The organism is Intestinibacillus massiliensis (assembly GCF_900155735.1).
GTDB classification, from domain to species: Bacteria; Bacillota; Clostridia; order Oscillospirales; family Butyricicoccaceae; genus Intestinibacillus; species Intestinibacillus massiliensis.
In genome coordinates this window covers 138,325-162,692 of sequence record NZ_LT707049.1, presented here as the reverse complement: position 1 = coordinate 162,692, position 24,368 = coordinate 138,325, and the positions used below count along the sequence as shown (strand labels likewise).

The following is a 24,368-nucleotide window of genomic DNA, read 5'->3' as shown; positions in this document are numbered from 1 at the left end:
ATTTGTGCAATGATCTGCCTTGATGGTAGGTACTTTCTACCAAATTCTAGGATGCGGGGCAAGGAGGGCGCGGCTTTTTATCGCATTAAAATGATTTTTTTATAACTTAGTCGGGTCATTTTACCACATACTTACAGGATTTTTGAAGAAAAGGAGGCGGTACTATGGAGGATTGGATCGCATTAGGGGATCTGTCAAAACTGTTAGGCGTCAATATCCGCACGATCCAAAGGCTTACGCAAGAGGGCGTACTTACGGCGGAGCCGGATCCGGAAGATAAACGCCGCAAGGTTTGGCCAACAGCTGAATCTGTGCAGGCATACATAGGGCACCAGCTCGCGCGCGCGGATAGTAACCAGAGAAACTCGCGTATCCAGGATCTCGAAGAAAAAAAGCTAGCGGCTGAAACCGAACTTAAAGAAAGCCAGCGCGACCTGCACGTGTTAAAAACTGATATCGCCTCTGGAAAATACCTGCCTGTAGAACAAGTCCAACTAGATTACAGCCGATTTTTCGTAGTGCTAAAGAAGTTTTTGCTTGCAGTACCTAACCGGGTTTCGGGGCTTGTTGGCGGGTATGTAGACCCTGTTACAGCCCGTGCGCTCGAGAAGGATATTGCAAAAGAAATAAACACAATGCTCACGTCATTCGTTATCGCCGGGGAAGCAGGTGGTGCCCCATGAGGACGTATAAACAGAGAAAATATCAAGCCCCTCCGTATATCCTGGGTGCAATGCAGCATTTAAGGCCGCCCGAGGACATCAAAGTATCCGAATGGGCAGAACGGCACCGCATCCTAGGCGAGAAGTCCTGTGCCATGCCGGGGCATTGGCGCAATATAAAAACGCCGTATCTTGTGGGATTCATGGACGCCCTAAATGATTATGAGGTCGAGGAAGTAGCCTTTGTAAAGCCCACACAGGTCGGCGGTACCGAAAGCCTGCAAAATATGGTCGGTTATGTGATTTCGCAAGACCCCTCCCCTACCATGATCGTCTACCCGACGGATAAGCTTGCGGAATCCGTCAGCGAGAACCGGCTGGTGCCGATGGTCAAGGATAGCCCCACGCTTGATGAACGGTTCCGGGAAACCAATTCAAGCAAACTGGAGTTGCAGTTTGACAGCATGTACATCGTGCTTTGCGGGGCAAACAGCCCTAGTTCCCTGGCGTCACGGCCCATACGCTTCCTATTCCTAGACGAAGTTGATAAATATCCGGCCGCGTCGAAAAAGGAAGCAGACCCGATCAGCCTCGCGCGGGAGCGCACCAAAACGTTCCCCAACCGCAAAATCTGTATGTGCTCAACACCGACTTTGCGTACAGGGCCTATCTGGAAGGCGCTGGAGTCCGCGGATAAGGAACTGCATTATTTTGTTCCCTGCCCACACTGCGCGGAACGTATCGAGTTGAAATTCGCGCAGCTCAAGTGGCCGAAGGAGCCGGATATGTCGAACCGTGAGCGGGCAGAACAGGCGTGTTATGTTTGCCAAAGCTGCGGATGCGTGATTAACGATGCGGATAAGGCGAGGATGCTGCGGCAGGGCACCTGGCGCGCGGTACGGGAAAATGCTACTGCGCCAAACACAAAAGTTGCGTTTTGGCTGAACACGCTCTACTCCCCTTTCGTGCGTTTTTCCGAAGTGGCATTTGAATTCCTAAATTCCAAGGACGACCCAGAGAAGCTACAGAACTTTGTAAACTCCTGGCTTGCGGAACCGTGGGAGGACACCGCGCTCAAGACCTCGGCGGATACGGTGTTAGCACGGCAGACTTGCCTACCAGCGCTTGTGGTACCGGGATGGGCAAGGCTCTTAACAGGCGGCGTCGACGTACAGGAAACCTGTTTTTACTGGACAATACGTGCCTGGGGCGATGCAATGACCTCCCAGTGCATCGCCCACGGGCAGGCGCTCAGCTGGGGGGCGGTTGACCGGCAGATGGATCTTGAATATCGCAAGGAAGACGGTACAGCAATGCTCGTCGACCTTTGCCTAGTGGATTCGGGCGATCAGACAGAAGACGTCTATGATTTTTGCGCCACACGTGAATGGGCGCTCCCTTGCAAGGGCGTTTCCGGGTCATACTCCCACTACAGGATCTCGACAGTTAACCGCACGGGCTCCAAAGGCCATGGTATGCAGCTGGTGCTTGTGGATGGCGGTAAATACAAGGACATGATCGCTGCAAGGATGCGGAAGGAAAACGGGCAAGGTAGTTGGATGGTGCACGCGGATTGCGACCGGGAGTATGCGGAACAGGTAACGGCGGAGCACAAGGTCAGGGATAAAAACGGTAAGCTTGCATGGGCGCTAAAAAGCTCGCATGCGGACAACCACTATCTCGACTGTGAGGTCTATGCCGCAGCCGCGGCTGATGTGCTTGAGGTCCGCAGCTTATTTTTACAGGAAACAGATGAGCCGGATAGCACGGCACCGCAAAGTATCAGCCAGCCCCCGCAAGCGCCGGAAATAGATTGGCTTGGTACAGGCGGAGATTGGTTAGGTGGGTAAAGATGGAAGGGTTTAAAAACATGGATCCCGCGCAGTTGCTTGCGGAGGTCGACCGCGCGATCATTTCAATTCTGCAGGGCGGCCAATCGTATCGGATTGGCACCCGTTCCCTGACGCGCGCAAACCTAACGGAACTGCGCAATTTAAAAACCGAACTTGAAGCACAGGCATCGAAGGACAGCGCCCCCGGCTTAATAGACCGCACGTCTGTCGCAATCTTTGATGGGAGGTGATGCGGTGGGCTTATTCTCATGGTTTTTATCCAGGCGTAGGCCGGGCAAGTTGGAACGCGGATACGACGCGGGGCATGGAGGCCGGCTAAATACAAATTGGCATGCGTCTATTGAATCGGCGGAAGCGCATGACAGGCTCGACCGTGACTTGCTCCGCGCCCGGGCACGCGACCTGGAAAACAACAGCGATATTATAAACGGCGCCCTTTCCGCATACCGCAGGAATATTGTCGGCCGCGGGTGGACGCTACAAGCCGGTACCGGGGATGAAGCGCTGAACGGTGAAATTGAAAAGCTATGGCGGGAGTGGTGCCGTGCACGCAATTGTGACGTTACCGGTACCCAGTCCTTTACTGACCTCCTACGTATGATGGTAGAACGTAAAAAGGTCGACGGCGGCGTGTTGGTATTAAAGCGTTACACCAACTACGGCATACTGCCTTTCCAGATCCAGGTGCTTGAGGTGGATGAACTGGACGAAATGGCTGGTACTCCAAAGCATAAGGGAAACCGTGTTGTAGGAGGGATCGAATACAGCCCGTTTAACCGGCCAGTCGGTTTTTTCATAAGGCAGTACGACGTGGATGGGCTACGCACAGTAGGCACGCAGTATGTGGACGCAAAGGACATGGTTTTTTGGTTCCGCAAACGGAGGCCGTCCCAGATACGTGAAATTACCGACCTCGCGCCGGTTATGACGCGTGTACGGGACGTAAATGAATTTATTACGGCGGTATCCGTAAAAGAACGGATCGCTGCATGCCTCTCCATTTTCATCAAACGTGCCCTGCCGGCAAGCGCGCCGGGGCGGAACGGCGTAAAAGGGCCCGCACGCGAAGTGGATTATGCGGGGAAACGCCTAACGCCGGGCATGATTTCGGAACTTAATGCTGGTGACGATGCTGTTATCGTCGACCCGAAGGGCACGGCGGATGACGCAGGCGGGTTTGTAAAGCTATTGCAGCGTCTAGTTGGTGCGGCGCTTGGCATCAGCTACGAAGCGGCGGCGCGCGACATGAGCGAAACGAATTATTCCAGTGCACGCCAAAGCGTGATTGAAGACGACCTCACCTATGCCGAGGAACTGGACGGGCTAATCGCTGTAATGGACGAAATCTATGAAACCTTCCTAATCTCGGCGGTGCTGGCAAACAAGGTCGGCATCCCAAAGTTTTGGGAGGACAAGCGCGGCTTTATGCAACACGTATGGGTGGGCACGCCAAAGCCGTGGATCGACCCACAAAAGGAGGCCAACGCCGACAAAACAGCCCTCGCCACGGGTCAAAAGACCTTTAAGGAAATTTCGGCAGAGCGGGGGCGCGACTGGCGGAAACAGATTGACGATATGTCAGAGGTGATCGGGTATGCGAAACAAAAAGGGATTGATTTAGGGGGGATGCTATTTGACCAGGGAACAGCACGGGGCGGCGCCGAGCCCACAGGGGATGACGACCCGTAACATCGGCGAACGGTACGTAGGGATCCGAAAAATGACGGATGCTGGTGACGGGCGGCAGTTTGCAATCAGCTTCTCGTCGGAAGAACCTTATGACCGCTACTTTGGCCCCGAAATTTTAGATCACGGTCCGGGGGCGGTTGACCTTACCCGTTTGCAGGAGATCGGCTGCGTATTGTTCAACCACGACCGTGATTACGTGGTCGGGAAGGTAATTACGGCGGAGGTCTCAGGCAACCGCGGTGAAGCAGTTATCGAATTTGACAAGGATGATGCGGCGGAGCGGATATACCAGAAGGTTTGCTCTGGTACATTGCGCGGCGTATCTGTTGGGTACCGCGTGGATACTTGGGAGGAAGTAAGCGCCGGCCATACTTCGGCAGACGGCCGCTTTACCGGCCCATGCAGTATTGCACGGAAATGGGTGCCGTTTGAAGTATCCATTGTCTCCATGCCTGCTGACGCCACGGTGGGCGTAGGCCGGGAAATGGACGTTGGGCATCCCGCACCGCGAAGCTACCCGCTGTCTCTTGCACAGCGCAGGCTTATGGTTAATAAAAATATCTTGGAGGTACATGATGGCTAAAAAGACGAAAGAGATGCTGCGTGAGCTGATTGCAAAGCAGCAGGGTATTACAGGCATGGCAGAGGCGGAACAACGCGACCTGACCGTAGAAGAACAGGCGGAGTTTGACGGCTTGCAGCGTTCAATCGACCTGCTGAACCAGCTAGAAGACGACTCGGAACCGGCTGACAGCCATCCGCAGGGGGATGGGCGCAGTGCAGATCCAGCCGCAATGGAAAGGCATCGGGCTGCCGAAATCGTTTCGCTCTGCCGGGATTTTGATATCGACCCGGCGGAATACATAAAGGATGCAGACGCTACCCCAGATACTGTCCGCGCGGCGATTATTGAAAAGCAGCGCCGCGAGCATGCGCCCGTCCGCGCGCGGGTCACGGCGGACGAGGACGACAAATACCGTGCTGCCGCTGCAGACGCGATGGTCATGCGCGCAGGTTTGGCCGTCGAAAAGCCTGCGGAAGGCGCAGCAGCGCTGCGCGGCATGTCCCTGCGCGACCTTGCGGTAGAGTGCCTGTCCCGTTCTGGTGATGGCGGCGCAGTGCGGTTGTCCAGGGACGACCTGTTTGCCGAAATGCAGCGGCAATTTTTCAACCCTACGGCCGCTTTCCCGTCGATCCTTGACCAGACCGTCCGTAAATCGTATGAAACAGGGTACAACGAAGTACAGGTTACCTTTGACCAGTGGACAAGCCGGGGGACGCTTACCGACTTCAAACGCACACAGTCCGGATATCTGGCAGGCCCCGCGGGCGAGTTTAAGCTCGTGCCGGAAAACGGCGAATTGGAGCATGACCTGCCGGTAGACGGGCGTACGCCGACCAGGCAGCTGCAGACCTTTGGCCGCCAGTTTACCATGACGCGCCAGGCTTTTATCAACGATGATATTGGCTTCCTGACTACGGTACCGGCGCGCTATGCGCGTTCCGCACGTACGACGATCAACAAGCAGGTATACGAAGTCCTGTTTAAGAACCCCGTAATCCATGACGGCGTAGCGTTGTTTGACGCGACAAAGCACAATAACCTTCTTGCAACCGGCACGGAAATTACGGCGGAGAGCATGCAGTCCATGATGCTCCGTATGCAGATGCAGAAGGACGATTTCGGCAATGCAATTATTATCCGCCCCGAAGCATTAGTCGTCCCGGTCGGGTACGGGTTTAAGACCAAGGTGCTGTTCGAAAGCCCTACGATCCATACGGAAGGCAATACGCAGTCGGTCAACCCGCTGTACCAGCCAGGGCTGCGCATTATCGAGGATCCGACGCTGAACGCCATGGGTGGCACGGGCGCGCTGCCGTGGTTCCTTGTTGCAAACCGCAGTGACGCTAAGAGCCTGCAGGTGGATTACCTGGATGGGCAGGAGATCCCGACGATCCGCCGTTCGGAGCGCCCGGGCACGCTCGGGTTTGTGTGGGATATTTACCTGGACTGGGGTATCACGGCGCTGGATTACAGGGGTATCGTGAAGAACCCCGGTAAGCCGTTAAGTATTTGAGGGAGGGGCATACATGAAAGCAGTATATATCCAAACGGGTGAAAGCCTGAACTATGTAAATCCTGGGGAAGCCGCGATTGCCGCGGGTGATGTGGTGGTACTTGGTACCCGCATCGGTATCGCAGGCACAGATATCCCTGCCAACAGCCTGGGTACCGTGCATGTGACGGGCGTATTCGCAATCCCCAAAAAGGCGGGAGAGGCCTTGGCAGTTGGCGCCGCGGTGTACTTCAGTACTACAGACGGTATTACCGCGACAGCAAGCGGCAACACCCCCGCGGGATATGCGGCAATGGCCGCGGCGGCGCCGGATGCAGCAGCGCGTGTTAAGCTGCTGGGCTAAGGGGAGTACAAGCTATGAAAAAACTGATTGCGAAAACCCCAATCCTGTGGGGAGGCCGGCAGTATGCGCCCGGGGATCCCCTGCCCACTTCAGACGCAGAAATCCTTGAATTATGGCTTAAATACGGTTCGGCCACCTGGGACGGCCACGTAGATACGACTGACGCCACGGGCTCCCCCGCCGTACCGCAAACGTCCGGCCTGCCCGTTCCCAATCCGGAACCGGGCGTAGATAAGCCCGCAGCTGGCCGGCGGGCAAGTCAGAAAAGGGCGCAGCAATGAGCGCGCCCTTCCGGGAACAGCTAAACGCTGACTTAGAAGCGGCGTTTTTCTGCGCGGGTGAGTTTGCGGAGGAGCATGAGATCGACGGGCGCAGGATGCTCTGCGTACTGGATGATAATGAGTTAACAGAACGCAAAAATGCTGCCAAGGAAGGGCAGCATATGGACGGATTGTTCCTTGCAGACCGCCTGCTTTATGTCCGCGCTGATATTTTCGGCGCGTTGCCAAAGCCCGGCCGCTTGCTGATGCTAGACGGAAAGGGTTTCCTGGTGGTCGACGCAGCGGACGAATTTGGCGTGTATTCGATATATTTGGAGGCGAACCGGGCGTGAGCGAAAGCCAGTACAACTTTATAACGCTTATGGCGGATACGGGCGCGGAACTGGGCTATATACGGGAAGCCCTCGCGGATCTGGAAGGGCATGCGCCGGCGGTTTTGGCTAAGGCAGTAAACGATGTTGCCCGCCGGGTCCGGAAGCAGATTACCAAAGACGCCAAAGGCGGGTACGTGCTTCAAAAAAGATCCGAACTCAACGCATCCGTAGCAATGAAAATCAAAACCGCTACCAAGTCCGACCCTTGCGCAACACTGACATCCGAGGGACCCATGAAAGACCTAATGGAGTTCCTGGTCTCGCCGCAAACCGTGGCGCACGGCCCCGCCCGCCCGGCTTACTATACCGCGCAGGTCAGAAAAAAGGGCGGCGCGAAGGCACTGGACGGCAGCCCTAAACCGTTCATAACAACATTTAAAAACGGGCCTTTATCTGAAAACAATCATACAGCCGTTGTGGTACGTGTGCCGGGGAAGCGTATGAAAAAGCATCCTAAAAAGACGTTTATTAAAAAGCTGCTTTCCCCCGCCGTCCCCCATATGCTGAACAACCCGGATATCAGGGAGGCCGCGCAAAGCATGGTAGAACAGGAGCTTCCGGCCGCCGTGCGGAAGCAGGTGGCTAAAGTATTAGCAAAGGGGGCGCTACGGTGACCGCAGAGTTTTTACAGGACGACCTTATTACGGAGGTCAGGGCGGTCTTCCAGCAGGAACGCTTCAAAAACGCAACCGGGGAGCGCGTGCCCCTTGCGGTATACCCGCAGAGCTTACCGGTACTTCCGGCAAACGAAGATGACGACGGGCAATACCCGTATTGTATTGTGCGTTTGGTATCCGGAGTGGCGGAAGACGCCACGTCCGCGCAGTCTGTAACAGCGCTCTTGATTTTCGGCGTCATTGACCAAGACCGGGGCAGGGCGGGATACCGGACAGTGCTTCATATGATCGGATCGGTATACGCGCGGTTTGCACGCCGCGCACAGTTGGGGAGGAATTTCATTTGCCGATACCCGATACGGTGGGAGCTGCAAGACGAAGACACGTATCCTTACTATGTAGGCGGCATGTCTATGACATTCGACATACCGGCAGTGCGCATAGAAGACCCCATGACATGAAAGGAGTAAATACATGGCATATCAAAGAGGTGTGTTTGTTAGTGAACAGGAGACAAGCCTGACCATCCCCACGCAAAGCACCGCGGGGCTACAGGTGGTTTTCGGCACCGCGCCCATCCATTTGGCAAAAAACCCATACGCATGTACCAATGTACCAGTATTAGTAAATTCTTTTTCCGAGGCCGCCGAAAAGCTGGGGTACAGCGATGATTTTGGCAGTTATACGCTGTGCCAGTCGGTGGATGCATGCTTCCGCAAATACGCAGTGGCGCCGGTAGTACTGGTTAATGTCCTGGATCCGGAAATCCATAAGAAAGACCTTGAGGAAACAACAATCCCTGTAAAGGATGGCACCGTCAGCGTACAGGCCGAAGGCGTACTGCTTGACAAGCTGGTTGTTAAGGCGGATGCGCAGCCCCTGGCTGCCGGCACGGATTATACCGCGGCATTTGATGCGGAAGGACACCCGGCAATCAAGGTGCTTACAGGCGGCGCGGCGGCCAGCGCTTCGGAGCTGAAGGTATCCGGCGTTTGCATCGACCCGTCTGCCGTAAAGGAGTCTGATATCGTAGGCGGCTATAATGCTTCAACCGCGAAAGAAACCGGGCTGGAAGTCCTGCGCCAGGTATTCCCGCGCCTCGGCTTGACGCCGGGGCTGCTGCTTGCGCCTGGCTGGAGCCATAAGGCCAGTGTTGCCACGGCGTTACAAGCAAAGTGCACAGGTGTGAACGGCCTGTTTTCGTGTGAGTGTATCGTCGATATCGACACCTCGGTTGCCCGGAATTATGACCAGGTGAAAGCGGCAAAGGATGCTTCCGGGGTTAATTCCCCCCACGCTATCGCGGTATGGCCGAAAGTCGTAAGCGGCGGTAAAGCGTATTACTATTCCGCCCTGTACGGTGCGGTTACCGCTGTAAATGACGCGGATCACGACGGTGTGCCGGCCATCAGCCCCTCTAACAAGGCGCTCCCGGCGTCGTCCCTTATTGGCGAGGATGGTGTGGAGATTGTGCTTGACCTCGCGCAGGCAAACCAGGTATGCGGCTATGGTGTAATTACAGCGCTCAACCTGTCCAACGGGTTTGTGACCTGGGGCAACAACACCGCGGCGTACCCGGGGACGACGGATCCTAAAGACCGATGGTTCTGCACCCGCAGGTTCTTTTCCTGGTGGGGCAACACGTTTATCCTTACGTATTTTCAGAAGGTCGACGACCCGGCAAATTTCCGGCAGATACAGTCCATTTGCGACAGTGAAAACGTCCGGGGCAATAGCTTCGTCGCGCGCGGGTTCTGCGCAGGGGCGCGCATTGAGTACCGCGAGGACGAAAACCCGGTAACACAAGTGCTGGACGGGAAGATTGCATTCCACCAGTACCTCGCGCCCTACACCCCGATGGAATGCATCACGAACACGCTGGAGTTTGACCCTACGGCGCTCCAGGCGGCATTAGGAGGTTAAAACAGAATGAGAGTACAAATCCCTGAAATGATCTCTAACTTCAACGCTTATACCGGCGGCAACGTGCTGATCGGCGTAACCGGTGAGTTTACAATGCCCTCGCTGACCGCGATGACAAGTACCGTCAGCGGTCCGGGTGTACTTGGCGAGTATGATACCCCGGTACCCGGGCACTTTTCGGAGATTGAGCAGGTTGTCCCGTTCCGTGTGCTGTATGGCGACGCATTTGACCTGATGACGGTTGGCGAGGTGACCGACCTGACGCTGCGCGGCGCGATGCAGGGCGCGGATGGGCAAGGGAACCTTTCCCAGACGCAGATCAGGATCGTGATGCGCGGCAGATGTAAAAAACTCGAAGGCGGCAAAATGAAGGCGGGCAATAGCATGGACGCTTCCGTAACATTGAGCCTTGTGTATCTGCTGATCGAGGTGGACGGCTCGCCTAAAGTGGAACTGGATAAGCTGAACGCCGTGTACAAGATCGGCGGGGTGGATCAGCTCGCAGAAATCAAGCGGATGTGCTGATAAGAGGCACGGGAGGAAAATACGATGGGAAAACGGGTTGTTGTATTACAAAAGCCCTTTACATTCGAAGGTAAAGAATATAAAACGGTAGACCTGGGCGGCCTGGAAAACCTGAGCACTGTGGACTTAATCGAGGTGCAGAGGGTTTTCCAGGCGCAGAATATCCACCCGATTATACCGGAGATTGATTACTCGCAATGCTGTATGCTCGCGGCGCGTGCAACAAAGCTGCCCTATGAGTTCTTCCTGAAGCTTCCTGCAAATGATGGGGCTTCAGTTAAGAACGTGGTGTCCAATTTTTTATTCAACGTGGGCTAACCAGCGCGGGAGCCCCAAAGGAATTACGGCGGGTGTGCATCCGGCTAGCCAGGTTGTTGCCCGGTACCGGGCTTGATTGGCTAATGGGGCTGCCTATACAGGAAATGGCCGAGATAGCGGAGGAGGTGACGCAGGGGCATGGGGAACGACAAGACTGACTATAAACTAACTATAAGGCTTGCGGGAACCGTCGACCCCTCGCTGGGTGCTGCGGCTAACAAGGCGTCGTCTACGTTGGGAAAGGGGCTGCAGGCCGCGGGAAAGCTCGCGCTGGGTGCAGCAACCGCTACGGCGGCCGCCGCCGGTGCCGCGTTGGCCGGCATCGGCAGCTATGCTGTAAAGGCCGGCTCTGACTTTGAAGCCGGCATGAGCGAGGTGCGCGCGATTTCCGGCGCCACATCTGCTGATATGGATGTATTGTCCGCAAAAGCAAAGGAAATGGGCGAGACTACTAAGTTTTCGGCGAGCGAAAGCGCGGAAGCCCTGAAATATATGGCGATGGCGGGCTGGAAAACACAGCAGATGGTGGATGGCCTGCCGGGCATCATGAACCTCGCCGCCGCGTCCGGGGAGAGCCTTGGCAGCGTATCTGATATCGTGACTGACGCGCTTACCGCTTTCGGCCTACAAGCCGCAGACAGCGCGCATTTCGCGGATGTGCTAGCAAAAGCCGCATCTTCATCCAACACCAACGTTGGGCTGATGGGCGCTACGTTCAAGTACGTAGCGCCAGTCGCGGGCGCGTTAAAATATTCGGTAGAAGATACCGCCGTTGCAGTCGGGCTGATGGCGAACGCGGGCATTAAGGGTGAGCAGGCAGGCACGGCACTACGCTCGATGCTGACCAACCTTGCAAAGCCTTCTGACCAGGTTGCGCAGTATATGGATGCAATAGGGCTATCCATGACCACGGCAAATGGGCAGGTAAAGCCGCTGAATACCCTGCTGGAAGAGATGCGCCAGAAATTTTCTGGGCTAACAGACGCGGAAAAAGCAGAATACGCCGCGGGCATAGCCGGCAAAGAAGGGATGTCCGGGCTGCTTGCAATCATAAATACCGCTCCTTCCGACTTTAGCAAGCTCACGCAGGAGATCGGGAACGCAAACGGCGCGGCAAAAGAAATGGCTGACACCATGAATGACAACTTGCAGGGTCAGGTTACGCTCATGCAGTCTAACCTTGAGGGCGTCGGGATCAAGATCTATGACAACCTGCAGGGGCCGTTGAAAGACGCGGTAAGGGTTACGAACGACAGTATTTCCGAAATCAGCGCGAGCCTGTCCGGCGGCGCGCTGGAGCACAGCCTTTCCACCATAAGCAACGGCGTTGGGGGGCTGATAGCATCGGGTGCTGAACTCGCGGCGGATGTGCTGCCTAAGCTTGCCGACGGCTTGGCGTTCGTGGTAGACCACGGCCAGCAGGTCGGTGATATCCTGAAAACGGGTGCCGCCGGTTTTGTAGTGCTCAAGGCTGCGGCCAAAATGGATGCCGTGACCAAGGGCATAAAGCTGGCGAGTGACGCTGTTGTAAAATATCAAGCCAAGCAGGCCGCAGCAGCAGCGGCACAAAAGGTATTCACGGGGTCGCTTACCGTCAGCCAGACGGCAGCGGGCGTGCTTACCGGTAAGATTGATATTGCAATTGCTAAACAGGCGCTATGGAATGCCGTAACGGCCGCGCACCCGTTTTTAATTGTGGGCACCGCAATCGCCGCCCTGGTCGCGGGCATCGGCATATATGCCGCCGTGACGGGGGACGCTACGAGTGAAACAAAACGGTTTAACGAAAAGCAGGAAGAGCTTACAAAAGAGCTTGAGACGCAGAAAAAGGCGCGCGATAATTTGCGGGAATCCACAGCCAAGAGCATGAAGCAATCAGATGCCGAAATTGATGCGGTATCAGGCTATGTCAAAGAACTTGACGGCTATAGGGATGCGCAAGGCCGCGTAAACGAGAAGCATAAGGAGCGTGCGGATTGGCTGGCTGATGAAATCAACCGGCTTATCCCCGGCGCCGTGGAAAAGCTGGAAGATGAGGCTGGCGCACATTATAAAATCCGGGATTCGATCAATGAGGAATTGGTTGCAAAGCGGAAGGCGTCTATGCTGGAAGCTATGCAGCCGGAAATCGAAGAGAATCTTGGGAAACGTGTAGAAACACAGAACACCCTCACCGATACGATGAACGAGCGCGATAATAAGCAGCTACAGCTAAGTGAAAAAACCAAGGAACTCGACGCGTTAAAATCCGGCTTGGATCAGTTTGTTTCAGGTTCTGGATATACGGGTGAAACGCATCGTGTTAATGGGCAAGTTTATAGCCGTGAGAGCCTAACCCAGGCAATACAACAGGTTAGCCAAGAGAAAAACACCCTGGAAATCCAGCTTGAAGCGACGAAAGAAAAGGTAAAAGAGGCGCAAAAGGGCGTCGATGAGCTGAATGAGTCCTTCCAGTTGCAGGATATGCTGACCAATGCAACAACCCCTGAGGAAATCGATGAAATATCGGGCAAGTATTATGCGCACCTTAAAAAATACGCTGAGGAGGAAGCTGGGACTTTACAGGAAACCCTTCGATTAACCCGGGATACTTATGCGAGGCGTAAGAAAGAGATCGAGAACAGCATGTCCAGCATGTCGGAGTCACAACGCCAACGTGCGCAGAGCGAACTGGCTAACCTTAAGGCCGATATTGATGCTGCCGCGAACGCGATCGGTGCAGGCGCAGCAGAATTGCTGGATGTTTGGGAGACAAGCCTTAAAGACGGGCAACCTGACGTTGCCGCGGCTATGAAGCTGATCGCCGACGGGGTTTTGACCGCGGCGGATGTGTCCAGTGAAATGAACCGCATTGGCGGATCCCTTGTCAAGGGGTTAACTTCCGGTGTATTAGAGGAACGCCGTAAGGCGCTCGGCACTGTTGCGGGTGTTGCGGCGGACATTGTAAACAGCACGCTGGCGAAGGTGCCAAAAGTCTCTAGCAAAATCCCTACTATCCAGGCGAAAAAGGAAAACGGGAATACCGTCCCGGCTATGGCATCCGGCGGTATTGCGACGGGTCCTACTCTCGCATTGATAGGTGAAGGCAGGGAACACGAAGCTGTCCTCCCGCTATCTAAACTGGATGCTATGCTCGCAAGACAATCCGCTGCACCGGCTGCCGGAGGGCAGATGGGCGTAACCTACGCCCCAGTACAGCAGTTTTACGGTACGGTTAACCAAGAAGACGTCACGCGCGCAAACGCGGAATCTTTTGAGCAGTTTAAGACGTGGTACCAGCGCATGAAGGATGACGAAAGGCGTGCTGCATTCCGCAGGGCGTAGTTTGGAGGATGTAAGTTGGCTTTAAATACATATACGACCGTATCCGGCGATACATGGGATGTTATTGCTAAAAAGATGTACGGCGATGAATATTTAGCCGGCATTTTGATGCAAGCAAACTCCCGCCTGCTGGATATTTTCTTGTTTGATTCTGGCACTGTGCTTACGATCCCCGCCCCGCCGCAAGAACGCAGCGCTGAATTACCGCCCTGGAGGTGAGCCCATGAATACAAGGCTTGCGGAAGCGGTAATAACCTATAACGGGAAAGCAATCACAACATCGCTTGACCGGTTTTTTATAGGCATGACCTATACGGATCCGGCCTCTGGGGAAAGCGATACCCTATCAGTGCAGCTAGGCGATAAGGACGCCCTGTGGTCAAACGCTTGGATGCCTCACATGGGTGATTTATTGCAAGCGGAGATCCGTGTATTTGATTGGGCGCGGCCAGATGATAACCGGGATTTAGCGTGCGGGAAGTTTACCCTGGATGACTTACGGTACACTGGATGGCCACAGAGCGCTGAAATCGGAGGGGTCTCCGCGCCGGTCAATTGCGACTTTGACTGCCGTGAACGTACGAAAACCTGGAACAAAATCACAATTAAGAAAATTGCGAATGACATAGCCTATTCTGCTGGTTTGGCGTTCGTTTATGATGCGCCGGAGATAAAACTTGAAACCGTTGAGCAGCAGGAACAGACAAATAGCGCATTCCTCATGGGGCTTTGTGAAAAGTACGGCCTCAGTATGAAGGTGTTTTCACAGAAACTGGTCATATTTGACCGTGTCGCGTATAAGAAAAAGGATGCGGTTGGCCTGATCCGTACGGAGGATATGTCCGCTTATGATTACCGGGCAACAATGACGGGTGGCTATACCCGCGGGGAGATCACCTACACCGACCCCAAAACAGAAAAGGAAGTCGCGTTTTCAGTCGGGGCAGGCCGCCGGGTTTTAAAGACCTCAGCTAAGGCGGAAAGCCGCGCCGACGCTGAACTTTTACTAAATGCGGCACTGGAGAAAGCCAATCATGGCCTGACCACGTTGAAGGTCAGCACGATGGGCAACCCGTCGCTTGTGGCAAGCCAAACGGTTAACGTTGTGGGGATAGGGAAACTGAGCGGCAAGTATTATATCGATAAAGTAGTCCACGGGCTCAACAGCAACGGGTACACCTGCGAGTACAGCCTGGTTTTAGTAGAGGAGCGCGGGAAAGTTGCGGTGCAGGATGCTATTCAGCGCTTAACCGCTGTGGGGGTCATTAACACACCCGATTACTGGGTCGCGCATTATGGGGACGTACAATACCTGGACGAACTGCTCCTGAATTTATCTGCCAGGATACAGGAGCGACGGGAAGGCGGCGGGATCACAGAAGTACAGGCGGCTCTGCTGGTGCTGGTAGACGCGGGCGTTATAAATAGCCCGGATTATTGGCAGCAAAATATTAAGGCGATTGCGTATTTAGATAACCTCGTAATACAAGCCGCGAATGCGATAAGGGGTGCAATGGCATGACAGAACTTTTAGTCGGTAGGATATCCACTGTAGACTATGACGCAGGCACAGCTTGTGTGGCGTATCCAGACAGGGACAACGCGGTATCTCCCCCCATCCCCTTTTTGTCTGCTGAGTACCATATGCCGGAGGTGGGGCAGATGGTATTCGTATTGGACGGGGGTGGGCGCAAACTGATCATTGGCCGCGCCTGGAGCGCGGAAAACCGTCCGGCAGCTTCGGGAAAAGGCGTGTTCCGCAAAGATTTTGACGCAACAACGGGGCGAGCAATCCTGCAGTATGACGCAGGCACCGGCACCCTCCAACTGCTCGCCCCGTTGTTGCAAATAGAGGAGACCGGCAGCGGGAGTTCTTCTTCCATAGGGAGCCTGCTGCAGAGGATCCTTTCGCTTGAAGGGCGCATGTCTGCAGCAGAAGGGCGGTTAAGCGGCCACGATACGGAGTTAGAACAGCATGACCGGCGCATAACCGGTTTGGGGGGATAATAAGATGGCAATTGGTACATACGGGGGTATTGTGTTCGAAACCTCCGATAAATGCGTATTAACCCCACAATCCTTGCAACGCACTTCGGGCGGCAGCTGGGCAACACATAAATTGCACGGGGTTAAACCAAGGACAGAATTTATTGCGCCTTCCCTGCGGAAGGTGACGTTTAAACTGACGCTGCTCGCCACATTAGGGGTACAGCCGCGTGCCCTGCTTGAACGCCTGACACAGATTGCGGAGAGCCGGCAAGCATACCCGCTTGTTATTGGTGGGAAGCCATTGTCGGACAACCCTTTCCGGCTGATGAACTTATCGGAATCATGGGACAGGATGTACAACGGAGGCGAATTGGTATCAGCCACTGTCTCAGTGACCCTGGAGGAATACGTATGAGCCAGGTAGAAATTAATATCGTCCAGCATTCCTCGGCAGCGGACGACGTGCGCCGCTGCCTGGAAATATTGTATGGTACGCCCGCAGGTACGCTTGCATTGGATCGCGATTTTGGCCTGTCCTGGGATCCGTTAGATTTACCCCTCCCGGCAGCGCAAGCAGCGATCGCAGCTGAAATTATTGAGAAAACCACGAAATACGAGCCGCGTGCAAGGGTGGCTGAAATAACGTGGGGCGCCCATACCGCCGATGGTACGCTGAACCCGAAAGTGAGGTGCGAGATTGTCACAGATTAAAGCGCTTGAGGCAATACCCGACGTGTCGTTTATCGGGGATACCACGCTGCAACAGGTACAAGAAACGATGCTACGGGACTATGTATCAGAATACAGCAGGATAACCGGGGAATCCGTGGAGCTAGCTCCAGCAGACCCGATGCGCCTTGTGCTGCAGGCGACCTCCCTCCTGCTGTATCAGGCACTACAGGGCGTTGAACGCGCGGGAAGGCAAAACTTGTTGAAATACGCGGAAGGCGGGGCGCTGGATAACCTTGCAGCTTTGCGGAACTGCACCAGGCTGCCTGCACAAAAAGCGACAACAACGCTACAATTTACAATTAACCCGCAGCCGGTTATTGTAAATATCCCGGGCGGGACACGGGTAGTCACGGAAAGCGGTGTCTACTTTGCCACGACCGAATACGTCGAGATCCCTGCCGGCGCTCAAACTGCCGATGCGCCCGCAGTTGCGCTGATCGAAGGGGACGCGGGAAACGGTATCCCTGCCGGGACGGCTATGGAGATCGTAGACCCGCTACCATACCTTGCTGGTGCGATCAACACGGTGCAAACAGCGGGAGGCTCGAATGTGGAAACTGACGATGAGTTAACGGAACGGGTATTTCGGGCGCCTGGGGCGTTCAGTGTTGCGGGACCGGCAGCAGGCTATGAATACTTTGCGCGTAGGTTCCGCTCGGACATTGCGGATGTAAAGGTATTTTCACCCGCGCCAGAACAAGTAACCGTCCTTTTCCTGCTGGACGGCGGTGCCTTGCCTAACGAGAGCGATCTGCGGGCAATGGAGGATTATTTATCTGACGGAGCCATACGTCCGCTATGCGATAAGGTCACCGCGGCAGCCCCGGCGGAGCAGGACTACTCAATAGACCTTACATACTACATTAACCGCTCTGACCGCGCGCGTGCGGATGCGGTTCAGGCCGCAGTCGGGCAGGCGGTGGAAAGTTACAAATCGTGGCAGAGAACCCTTGGGCGCGACGTTAACGCGTCTGAATTGATCCAGCGGGTTATGGCAGCCGGGGCAAAACGGGTGGAGATCCGTAAGCCGGCATTTGCATCTGTGGATGAAAATAAAATTGCACGGCTGGCATCCCAGGAAGTAGTATACGGGGGGCTTGAGGATGATTAGCCTACAGGACGCCCGGATAACTGACGTGCTGCCCCCGATTATTTCAAGCCAGCCCTGGGTGCAGGCGTATGCGTTTGCGGTACAGCGCCAGGTACAGATGCTTATCCGGTACAGCTCCGGGCTATCTATTTGGAACAATGACGACGGGCTTCCGGATAAACTGTGTGATGCCCTCGCGCTGGAACTCCGGACACCGCAGTACCGCCCGGATCTTCCATTACCCACAAAGAGGAACTTAGTACGCAACACCCTGACCTATTATGCGCTTGCGGGCACAAAGTCGGCAGTAGAACACATAACAAGTGATATCTTTGGCAGCGCGGGTGTACAGGAATGGTTTCAGTACGCGGGAAAACCGGGGTACTTCAAAGTTACGACGGACAACCCGGCTGTAACGGATGATAACGTAGATGAATTTAAGCGGGTGGCCGAATCAGTAAAGCGGCTGAGTGCGCATCTTGAAAAGGTGGAGCTATCCATGAGTACGGGTTCGTTCGTGCAACAATACAGTTTTTCGGTGCATTCCGCAACAAAGCATACCATTTCAATGGATCCAAAGGATGTGATTAAGTGAGCTTTCCTGCTCCAAAGTTTACAACGGGCGGGCGCGAAATGGCGCTTCGTACATTGGTTGGCGAGAAGCTAATATTTACCCAGATCGCAATTGGGGATGGGCAATTAGGATCCCTGCCCCCTGCTGCTATGACGGAACTCGCCCATGAAATTTTACGGGTCGATATCAGCAAAATCCAAAACAGCACCAGTGGTTTTGTATCAGTGCGCGGTTCTTTTACAAACGCGGGCTTGCAAACAGGATTCTATTGGCGGGAGCTTGGCGTCTACGCAAAGATGGAGGGCGAAAGCGAGCAACTGTATTGCTACTCCAATGCACAGGAACTTGCAGAATTTATCGCTGCAGCTGGAAGCGAAATCATTGAGAAAGTCATAAGCATTCCAGCGGTTGTGGGTGATGCTGAGAACGTCACCGCGGTAATTGACGAAAGCCTTGTCTTTGCCACGCAGGAGGATTTAACCGCCAAAGCCGACAAAACCCTTGTGAACGTGACCAACGAGGACTTTAAGGCGAAAGCGGACGCTGCGGGCGCGGGCGGGGTTCCGCCGGAGATGGCGGCGCGGCTGGTGTACAGCGGGCCCGCAGTGCCCGGTACGCCTATCGTGATCCCGCAGGACGCGGACACGCTGGAGCACAAGACCCTGGCGCAGATCCTGACGGATACGGCGCTCACGGGCAGCCCGACAGCGCCCACGCCCGCACAGGGCGACAGCTCCGCGCTGATTGCCACGACGGCGTTTGTGTCCGCGGCGATCATCCGGTTGATCGGTTCCGCGCCGGGCGCGCTGGATACGCTGGAGGAGCTGGCGGCGGCGCTCGGCAATGACGCAAATTTCGCTGCGACGGTGACGAACCTGATCGCGGGGAAAGCCGCACAGGCCGACCTTACGGCGCATATCGCGGACGCGGTCAAGCACATTACGGCGGCGGAGCGGGCGGCGTGGAACGCCAAGGCAAGCGCGCCGGTGTTTGGGACGTATACGGGCAACGACGCGGCCAGCCGCCTGATCAGCCTGGGGTTTACGCCAAAAGCGGTTTTAGTGGAATGTCCTGCGGGTGGTAGAGTTGCGGGTGGTTATAGTGCTGAGTCGTATGGCGGGCTTGCGTTACCCAATGCTCCGGCATATCCAGCATTTTCAGGCGATAACTCTAAAAAGCCAATTGTAGAGATTACTAGTGGTGGATTTAAAGTGTCATATACAGCAAATGACTCTTATGGTATGTATAACCCCTACCGCTACATCGCATGGAGGTGACGCAGCATGCCAATCACAGGACAAATACACCCGGTCTATGACGCGGAAGGCAACGCGTTCTTCCCGCAGACCGTAGACGGGGCGGTAATCGTCGGCGATACCACGCTGGCCGCGAAGGCGCAGGGGTGGGACGCGGAGAAGCCCGAGCGTGAAGCGGCGGACGCGGCGCTGGGGAACCGGCTGGCCGCCAACGAGGCGTTGACGCAGCAGGTCTGGGACGCGATGTTCCTGGACGTCACCCGGAACCCGTGGTCAGTGACCTTTGTGGATCAGCAGGGCTATACGCTGGTTTCCGGTGTGTGGAACGCCGCGAAGCAGCGGCTGGAATGTTAGGGGGTAGGGTATGGCAGCAAAGACATTAGGCTCTGTGGCGGTCGGTTCCATCGTAAAGCTCAAGGAAAACGGGGCGGCGGTAGATTACCTGGTTGTCCAGCAGGGACGGCCTTCCTCAATCTATGATGAATCCTGCGATGGGACGTGGCTGCTCAGGAAAGATATTTTTGAAGACCGTGAGTGGGGGAGTCCGAGCGATAATAGGTACTCTACCAGTACCATCCATCCCTATCTTAACAGCACCTTCAAGTCCCGGTTTGGCGTCGACATTCAGAATATTATTAAGCAGGTTAAAATCCCATACTGCTTGAGACAGTCGCCCCCCACTATTTATACCGGTTCCAACGGTTTGAGCACAAAGGTATTTCTATTGTCCGGCTATGAAGTTGGTTTTTTAACATCTTTAAGCCCGGCATTTCCGGTGGACGGAAGCAAATTATCATATTTTAGTTCTGGAAATGATTCAGAATCCAAGGCGCTGCGCATCTCTAATTTTAATGGTAACGCAGGATTTTGGTGGCTCCGATCCCAATTTAATACTGCTACCGATGTCTGGAGCGTAGACCGATATGGTGGTTATAGCGTCTCAGCAGCCACAGATTCGTGTGGTGTCCGCCCTGCCCTGATATTACCGTCCGAACTATTTGTTGACGCATCTGGGAACGTTGTTGCATCACGGGCGCCCACGATCTCCGACAGCGACCGGAGCCTCGGCGCCTTCGCCATGACACCGCCAACCGCAAGCTACAGCATCAACGACCCGGACGGCGACACAGTAACCGTGACCGAAACCCTGGACGGCAAGGCGTTCCGCACCTATACTGCGACGCTCGGCACTACCTACAACATGGCCTTTACGGCTACGCAGTGGGCGCAGGTGCTCAACGGCTCGCATACCTTCAAGATTAAGGCGACCGACCAAAACGGCGCGTACACGGAGCGCACCTACACCTTTACCAAAAAGGTCACGCAGGCCAGCTTTACCACGGACGCCATGCCAGCCGACGCGATGCCGACAGTGGCGGTCGCATCGGTCATAGGCAGCTTCCCCGTGGGCAGCGTCCTGACGGTCGAAGCGTGCAACAACGGCAGCGACGCTGAACCGGTATGGCAGGACGTGACGGACAAGGTGCTGAACAGCAAGAAGATCTTTTTCAGCAACCAGGACAAGGCCGCGGATACCTGGGGCGTGGCTTTCCGCGTCACCCTTGACCGCGGTACGGCGACAGGGGAATGTTATATCACGTCGATTGGGGGTGCGTTTGAATGATGCGGCGCAGGGTGGATTCCATTGCCGAGGCACAGGCGAAGCGGCGGGACACAGACCAGACCGAGGCCGACCGGGACGCTATGCTGGTCGATTTGGAGTACAGGCTCATTTTATTAGAATTGGGGGTGGATGATCATGCTGTACAGGACGCTGAAACGGCTCATTGAGCGCGGGCAGACGGAAGGGCTTGACGTGAAGGTTGATATCTTCTTCGCAAAGGGCAAGCTTACGGAAGCCGAGTACGCCGAGCTGACCTCACTTTTACCGACGGCCACGCAGGCCGAACCTGCGTAACAATATAACGGACAGGGCTAACGCCCGGAAAGGACAAGACCATGGAAAACTACTACATCGGCCACATTGCGGAGATCACGAAGATTGCGAACGAGAATGGCAAGGACTGGGGCGTCGCGGTCAGCATGTTTGACGCCAAGTACGGCACGCCGGAGGGCTGCGAGGAGCAGCGCCGGGCGTTCTTCGACTACGTGCGCGGCAAGGCGTTCCATGAGGACGGTACCCTGCGCGGCTATGTCTGGAAGGACGGCAGCGTCCATGGCGAGCCGGAGAAGAAGCACAAGTAAGGCGGCGAGGGGCGGGCAACCGCCCCGACCCTTTTGGGGGAGGTATCTATGACAGAATGGGGCGTTGTCCTGGTGATCTCGGCGCTGCTCGGCCTGTTCGTGATCGTGGCAAAGCCGGTGGTCAGCCTGACGCAGGCGATTACGCGGCTCACGGCCACAGTGGAGGGCGTCAAGGCGGACTTTGACGCAATGAGCATCAAGAACACCGAGAGCCACCGGCGTATCTGGGAGCACAACGACGAACAGGACAAGCAGCTTGCCGACCATGACAAGCGGATTACGCGACTGGAGGACAAGGATGAACTGGAAAGTAAGAATTAAAAACCCCGTATGGTGGGCGCAGATGGCGCTTGCGGTGCTCACGCCGATCCTCGCGTACGCGGGGCTGACGGCGGCAGACCTGACAAGCTGGGCGGCGCTTGGTGACCTGCTGCTCGGCGCGGTAAGCAACCCCTACGTGCTCGGCCTTGTGGCCGTAAGCGTATGGAACGCCTGCAACGACCCGACGACCGCCGGCGTGAAAGACAGCGCGCGGGCGCTTACATATTGCAGGCCTGGAAAGGACGGCGGGAAGGAATGAAGATCATGCTTGACCCCGGCCACGGCGGCAGCGACCCGGGCGCGTGCAACGGCATCCACCACGAGGCGGTTTATGCGCTGGATATCGCAAAGCGCCTGGGCGCGCTGCTCACGGCGCAGGGGATGGCTGTCCGGTATACCCGGCAGTCTGATATCCACGTGGGCATCAACGAGCGCTACAAGGCCGCAAACGCATGGGGCGCGGATGGGTTCGTATCCATCCACCTGAACAGCGCGCAGCCGTCTGCATCCGGTGTGGAAACGCTGGTCTACCGGGACACCGGCAAGGCTGCGCATCTGGCCGCGCTGGTACAGGGGCAGGTTATCAAGTCCACGGGCACAAAGAACCGGGGCGTGAAGGAACGCCCTGACCTCGGTGTGCTGCGTGGCACGGACATGCCCGCAATCCTGGTGGAAACGGGCTTTATCAGCAACCCGGACGAATGCACGAAGCTGGCGACGGCATGTTACCGGCAGACGGTGGCCGAAGCCATTGCAAGGGGCGTGTGTTTCTGGGCAGAAATTACCTATAAGGAGGACGACGATATGTACACGGTTTACAAGACCATCCAGGACGTGCCGGACTGGGCGCGGGAGTGCGTAAACGACCTGATCGCCAAGGGCTACCTCAAGGGCGACGGCGACGGGCAGCTCGACTTGGAGCATTACATGCTGCGCGGGCTGGTGATCAACTGGCGCGCCGGGCTGTATAAGTAAAATGGACATGCGAAAGCCCCTCTGGCCTGATGGCTGGAGGGGCTGTTTTATTTCAGTGCTTCCACAAACCAAGTCCCGTCCTCCCGTCGCCAGACAGCCTTTGTCCTGCCGCCGACCCGGACTGCATATCGCAGCGCATCGTCCCGTGCGGGGTCGTGCCGGCTACCGTATACGCGTTCGACGGGAAACTCCCTTCCATCCGGTAAAAGGATCACATGGGGGAGCTGCAGCCCGTCGACGGTACGGGTCTTGACCTGTACATTTATGGTCGGCACTGGCTGCGGCCTAGCAGGGTGGGAAGCCTTTCCGCTCGAGACATTGCCGCTCATCGGGTCTATCTTTTTCCGCATATACATCACCGGGGATAGTATATGCGGAAAGCCCCTCAGGTCAACATAGCTTGAGGGGCTGTTTTATATATGTTTCGCAACTTTAGTGGCTGGCCTTTACAAATGAGAATTGTTTATTCGACTAGCAAAAGCCCAAAATGGTTTTGTACTTCACCCACTGATTTATGGAATAGTACAGCATAACAAATGTTGCACTAAACAATATTCCGCCGATAATATCCGTAATCCAATGCACACCTGATAAAACCCTTCCAATGACCATAAAACCTGCATAGATAACACAAAGGGTACTTACGATGTTTCTTAATCCTTTGCTTGAAATCAATCGTTGAAATTGCATGATAGCCGTAGGTATAATGCACATCATAAGCATTGTTGTAGAGGACGGATAAGAGGCTTCTAAAAAACCCTTAATCAAAACTGGTCGGTAGTTCACAACAAAAAACTCAAAAAAGAGATATACCAAAAATACAAGCACATAAAAACCGCCCAATATCAAAATACTGCTATCTACACGCAATAGGCTTTTTCTTTTTATAAGTTGCACAACACCTACTATTGCAAAACCCAACATAACAAACAGTATAGGAATACTCAACCAGTCTGTTATTTTATATAACAACATATTCGTATCAAATAGTGTATGAAAATATTGATTGACCGTTGCGAACCCGACAACCGAACCTTGTGGGCCGATTGGACGTACATCAATAAACATAATCGCCACTGTGTAGAGAATTGATAAAACCAACAGCCCAGCAGTTACACCAAAATCTTTTTGGATTTTTTTCTTTGCTTGTTTCATTTTTTTGCTCCTTTGTCTTTTATGTAATTGGCTTTTGCCTAATCACACTTTAGCTTTGGAGTACAAATAATGAAAGAATTTGGC

Annotated in this window: 31 protein-coding genes and 1 pseudogene; 30 read left to right on the top strand and 2 right to left on the bottom strand. The window is 55.0% G+C overall.

Going from position 1 to position 24,368, the window contains the following annotated elements:
* Window positions 1-164 precede the first annotated feature (164 nt).
* From CZ203_RS02200 to CZ203_RS02060, 30 genes and pseudogenes are all read left to right on the top strand, one after another.
* Window positions 165-683, top strand: coding sequence for a hypothetical protein (locus tag CZ203_RS02200; protein ID WP_087064443.1), 519 nt, complete (start codon window positions 165-167; stop codon window positions 681-683).
* On the top strand, window positions 680-2,512 hold the full coding sequence (locus tag CZ203_RS02195) for a phage terminase large subunit family protein (protein ID WP_087064442.1): 1,833 nt from the start codon (window positions 680-682) through the stop codon (window positions 2,510-2,512). Before CZ203_RS02200 ends, CZ203_RS02195 begins: the two co-directional genes overlap by 4 nt.
* Before the next feature lie 2 nt (window positions 2,513-2,514).
* Window positions 2,515-2,745 carry a hypothetical protein gene (locus CZ203_RS02190; RefSeq protein WP_087064441.1) on the top strand — a complete coding sequence of 77 codons (231 nt, stop codon included), beginning with the start codon at window positions 2,515-2,517 and terminating at the stop codon, window positions 2,743-2,745.
* 49 nt (window positions 2,746-2,794) lie between these two features.
* A complete protein-coding gene (locus CZ203_RS02185) occupies window positions 2,795-4,204 on the top strand; it encodes a phage portal protein (protein ID WP_235847444.1) in 1,410 nt (469 codons plus the stop codon).
* A 31-nt stretch (window positions 4,205-4,235) separates the two neighbouring features.
* A complete protein-coding gene (locus tag CZ203_RS02180) occupies window positions 4,236-4,787 on the top strand; it encodes an HK97 family phage prohead protease (RefSeq protein ID WP_087064486.1) in 552 nt (183 codons plus the stop codon).
* On the top strand, window positions 4,780-6,282 hold the full coding sequence (locus CZ203_RS02175; protein WP_235847443.1) for a phage major capsid protein: 1,503 nt from the start codon (window positions 4,780-4,782) through the stop codon (window positions 6,280-6,282). The genes CZ203_RS02180 and CZ203_RS02175 overlap by 8 nt, the downstream gene beginning before the upstream one ends.
* A gap of 13 nt (window positions 6,283-6,295) precedes the next feature.
* Entirely contained in the window at window positions 6,296-6,625 is a 330-nt protein-coding gene (locus tag CZ203_RS02170; protein ID WP_087064439.1) for a DUF2190 family protein, read from the top strand.
* Window positions 6,626-6,639: 14 nt separating this feature from the next.
* The gene (locus CZ203_RS02165; protein ID WP_087064438.1) at window positions 6,640-6,906 is read left to right on the top strand and encodes a hypothetical protein; all 267 of its coding nucleotides are present in this window, start codon (window positions 6,640-6,642) and stop codon (window positions 6,904-6,906) included.
* Window positions 6,903-7,238 carry a hypothetical protein gene (locus CZ203_RS02160; RefSeq protein WP_087064437.1) on the top strand — a complete coding sequence of 112 codons (336 nt, stop codon included), beginning with the start codon at window positions 6,903-6,905 and terminating at the stop codon, window positions 7,236-7,238. The genes CZ203_RS02165 and CZ203_RS02160 overlap by 4 nt, the downstream gene beginning before the upstream one ends.
* Window positions 7,235-7,894: a hypothetical protein gene (locus CZ203_RS02155; RefSeq protein WP_087064436.1), complete on the top strand. Its 660-nt coding sequence runs from the start codon at window positions 7,235-7,237 to the stop codon at window positions 7,892-7,894. The genes CZ203_RS02160 and CZ203_RS02155 overlap by 4 nt, the downstream gene beginning before the upstream one ends.
* Window positions 7,895-8,371: 477 nt before the next feature.
* Window positions 8,372-9,820, top strand: coding sequence for a phage tail sheath family protein (locus CZ203_RS02145; RefSeq protein ID WP_087064434.1), 1,449 nt, complete (start codon window positions 8,372-8,374; stop codon window positions 9,818-9,820).
* A 6-nt stretch (window positions 9,821-9,826) separates the two neighbouring features.
* Window positions 9,827-10,345 (top strand): phage major tail tube protein, encoded by a 519-nt coding sequence (locus CZ203_RS02140; protein WP_087064433.1) that lies wholly within the window; start codon window positions 9,827-9,829, stop codon window positions 10,343-10,345.
* 24 nt (window positions 10,346-10,369) lie between these two features.
* Window positions 10,370-10,663: a phage tail assembly protein gene (locus CZ203_RS02135; RefSeq protein ID WP_087064432.1), complete on the top strand. Its 294-nt coding sequence runs from the start codon at window positions 10,370-10,372 to the stop codon at window positions 10,661-10,663.
* A 138-nt stretch (window positions 10,664-10,801) separates the two neighbouring features.
* Window positions 10,802-13,987 (top strand): phage tail tape measure protein, encoded by a 3,186-nt coding sequence (locus CZ203_RS02130; RefSeq protein WP_087064431.1) that lies wholly within the window; start codon window positions 10,802-10,804, stop codon window positions 13,985-13,987.
* Window positions 13,988-14,002: 15 nt separating this feature from the next.
* Window positions 14,003-14,206, top strand: a complete 204-nt coding sequence (locus tag CZ203_RS02125) for a tail protein X (RefSeq protein ID WP_087064430.1) — start codon at window positions 14,003-14,005, stop codon at window positions 14,204-14,206.
* 4 nt (window positions 14,207-14,210) lie between these two features.
* Window positions 14,211-15,509, top strand: a complete 1,299-nt coding sequence (locus CZ203_RS02120; RefSeq protein ID WP_087064429.1) for a phage late control D family protein — start codon at window positions 14,211-14,213, stop codon at window positions 15,507-15,509.
* Complete coding sequence (locus CZ203_RS02115; protein ID WP_087064428.1) at window positions 15,506-15,994, top strand: hypothetical protein; 489 nt, start codon at window positions 15,506-15,508, stop codon at window positions 15,992-15,994. The genes CZ203_RS02120 and CZ203_RS02115 overlap by 4 nt, the downstream gene beginning before the upstream one ends.
* Window positions 15,995-15,998: 4 nt before the next feature.
* Window positions 15,999-16,391, top strand: a complete 393-nt coding sequence (locus tag CZ203_RS02110; protein WP_087064427.1) for a phage tail protein — start codon at window positions 15,999-16,001, stop codon at window positions 16,389-16,391.
* Window positions 16,388-16,687: a GPW/gp25 family protein gene (locus tag CZ203_RS02105; protein ID WP_087064426.1), complete on the top strand. Its 300-nt coding sequence runs from the start codon at window positions 16,388-16,390 to the stop codon at window positions 16,685-16,687. The genes CZ203_RS02110 and CZ203_RS02105 overlap by 4 nt, the downstream gene beginning before the upstream one ends.
* On the top strand, window positions 16,674-17,819 hold the full coding sequence (locus tag CZ203_RS02100; protein WP_087064425.1) for a baseplate assembly protein: 1,146 nt from the start codon (window positions 16,674-16,676) through the stop codon (window positions 17,817-17,819). The genes CZ203_RS02105 and CZ203_RS02100 overlap by 14 nt, the downstream gene beginning before the upstream one ends.
* On the top strand, window positions 17,812-18,393 hold the full coding sequence (locus CZ203_RS02095) for a phage tail protein (RefSeq protein ID WP_087064424.1): 582 nt from the start codon (window positions 17,812-17,814) through the stop codon (window positions 18,391-18,393). Before CZ203_RS02100 ends, CZ203_RS02095 begins: the two co-directional genes overlap by 8 nt.
* Window positions 18,390-19,649 (top strand): phage tail-collar fiber domain-containing protein, encoded by a 1,260-nt coding sequence (locus CZ203_RS02090; RefSeq protein WP_087064423.1) that lies wholly within the window; start codon window positions 18,390-18,392, stop codon window positions 19,647-19,649. Before CZ203_RS02095 ends, CZ203_RS02090 begins: the two co-directional genes overlap by 4 nt.
* Before the next feature lie 6 nt (window positions 19,650-19,655).
* Window positions 19,656-19,982: a hypothetical protein gene (locus CZ203_RS02085; protein ID WP_087064422.1), complete on the top strand. Its 327-nt coding sequence runs from the start codon at window positions 19,656-19,658 to the stop codon at window positions 19,980-19,982.
* Window positions 19,983-19,992: 10 nt separating this feature from the next.
* Window positions 19,993-20,607 (top strand): annotated as a pseudogene (locus CZ203_RS15430) (DUF6273 domain-containing protein); the annotation flags it as partial.
* A gap of 99 nt (window positions 20,608-20,706) precedes the next feature.
* On the top strand, window positions 20,707-21,252 hold the full coding sequence (locus tag CZ203_RS02080) for a hypothetical protein (RefSeq protein WP_087064421.1): 546 nt from the start codon (window positions 20,707-20,709) through the stop codon (window positions 21,250-21,252).
* A gap of 135 nt (window positions 21,253-21,387) precedes the next feature.
* Complete coding sequence (locus CZ203_RS14445) at window positions 21,388-21,546, top strand: hypothetical protein (protein ID WP_200809413.1); 159 nt, start codon at window positions 21,388-21,390, stop codon at window positions 21,544-21,546.
* A gap of 41 nt (window positions 21,547-21,587) precedes the next feature.
* Entirely contained in the window at window positions 21,588-21,833 is a 246-nt protein-coding gene (locus tag CZ203_RS02075) for a hypothetical protein (RefSeq protein ID WP_087064420.1), read from the top strand.
* 48 nt (window positions 21,834-21,881) lie between these two features.
* Window positions 21,882-22,154, top strand: a complete 273-nt coding sequence (locus CZ203_RS02070) for a hypothetical protein (protein ID WP_087064419.1) — start codon at window positions 21,882-21,884, stop codon at window positions 22,152-22,154.
* Window positions 22,132-22,413 carry a phage holin family protein gene (locus CZ203_RS02065; protein WP_087064418.1) on the top strand — a complete coding sequence of 94 codons (282 nt, stop codon included), beginning with the start codon at window positions 22,132-22,134 and terminating at the stop codon, window positions 22,411-22,413. Before CZ203_RS02070 ends, CZ203_RS02065 begins: the two co-directional genes overlap by 23 nt.
* On the top strand, window positions 22,410-23,129 hold the full coding sequence (locus CZ203_RS02060) for an N-acetylmuramoyl-L-alanine amidase family protein (protein ID WP_159456320.1): 720 nt from the start codon (window positions 22,410-22,412) through the stop codon (window positions 23,127-23,129). Before CZ203_RS02065 ends, CZ203_RS02060 begins: the two co-directional genes overlap by 4 nt.
* 47 nt (window positions 23,130-23,176) lie before the next feature.
* Here CZ203_RS02060 and CZ203_RS02055 read toward each other — a convergent pair whose 3' ends face one another.
* Both CZ203_RS02055 and CZ203_RS02050 read right to left on the bottom strand, forming a co-directional pair.
* Complete coding sequence (locus tag CZ203_RS02055) at window positions 23,177-23,479, bottom strand: hypothetical protein (RefSeq protein ID WP_143436082.1); 303 nt, start codon at window positions 23,477-23,479, stop codon at window positions 23,177-23,179.
* Window positions 23,480-23,600: 121 nt separating this feature from the next.
* On the bottom strand, window positions 23,601-24,284 hold the full coding sequence (locus CZ203_RS02050; RefSeq protein WP_087064415.1) for a phosphatase PAP2 family protein: 684 nt from the start codon (window positions 24,282-24,284) through the stop codon (window positions 23,601-23,603).
* Window positions 24,285-24,368: the final 84 nt, after the last annotated feature.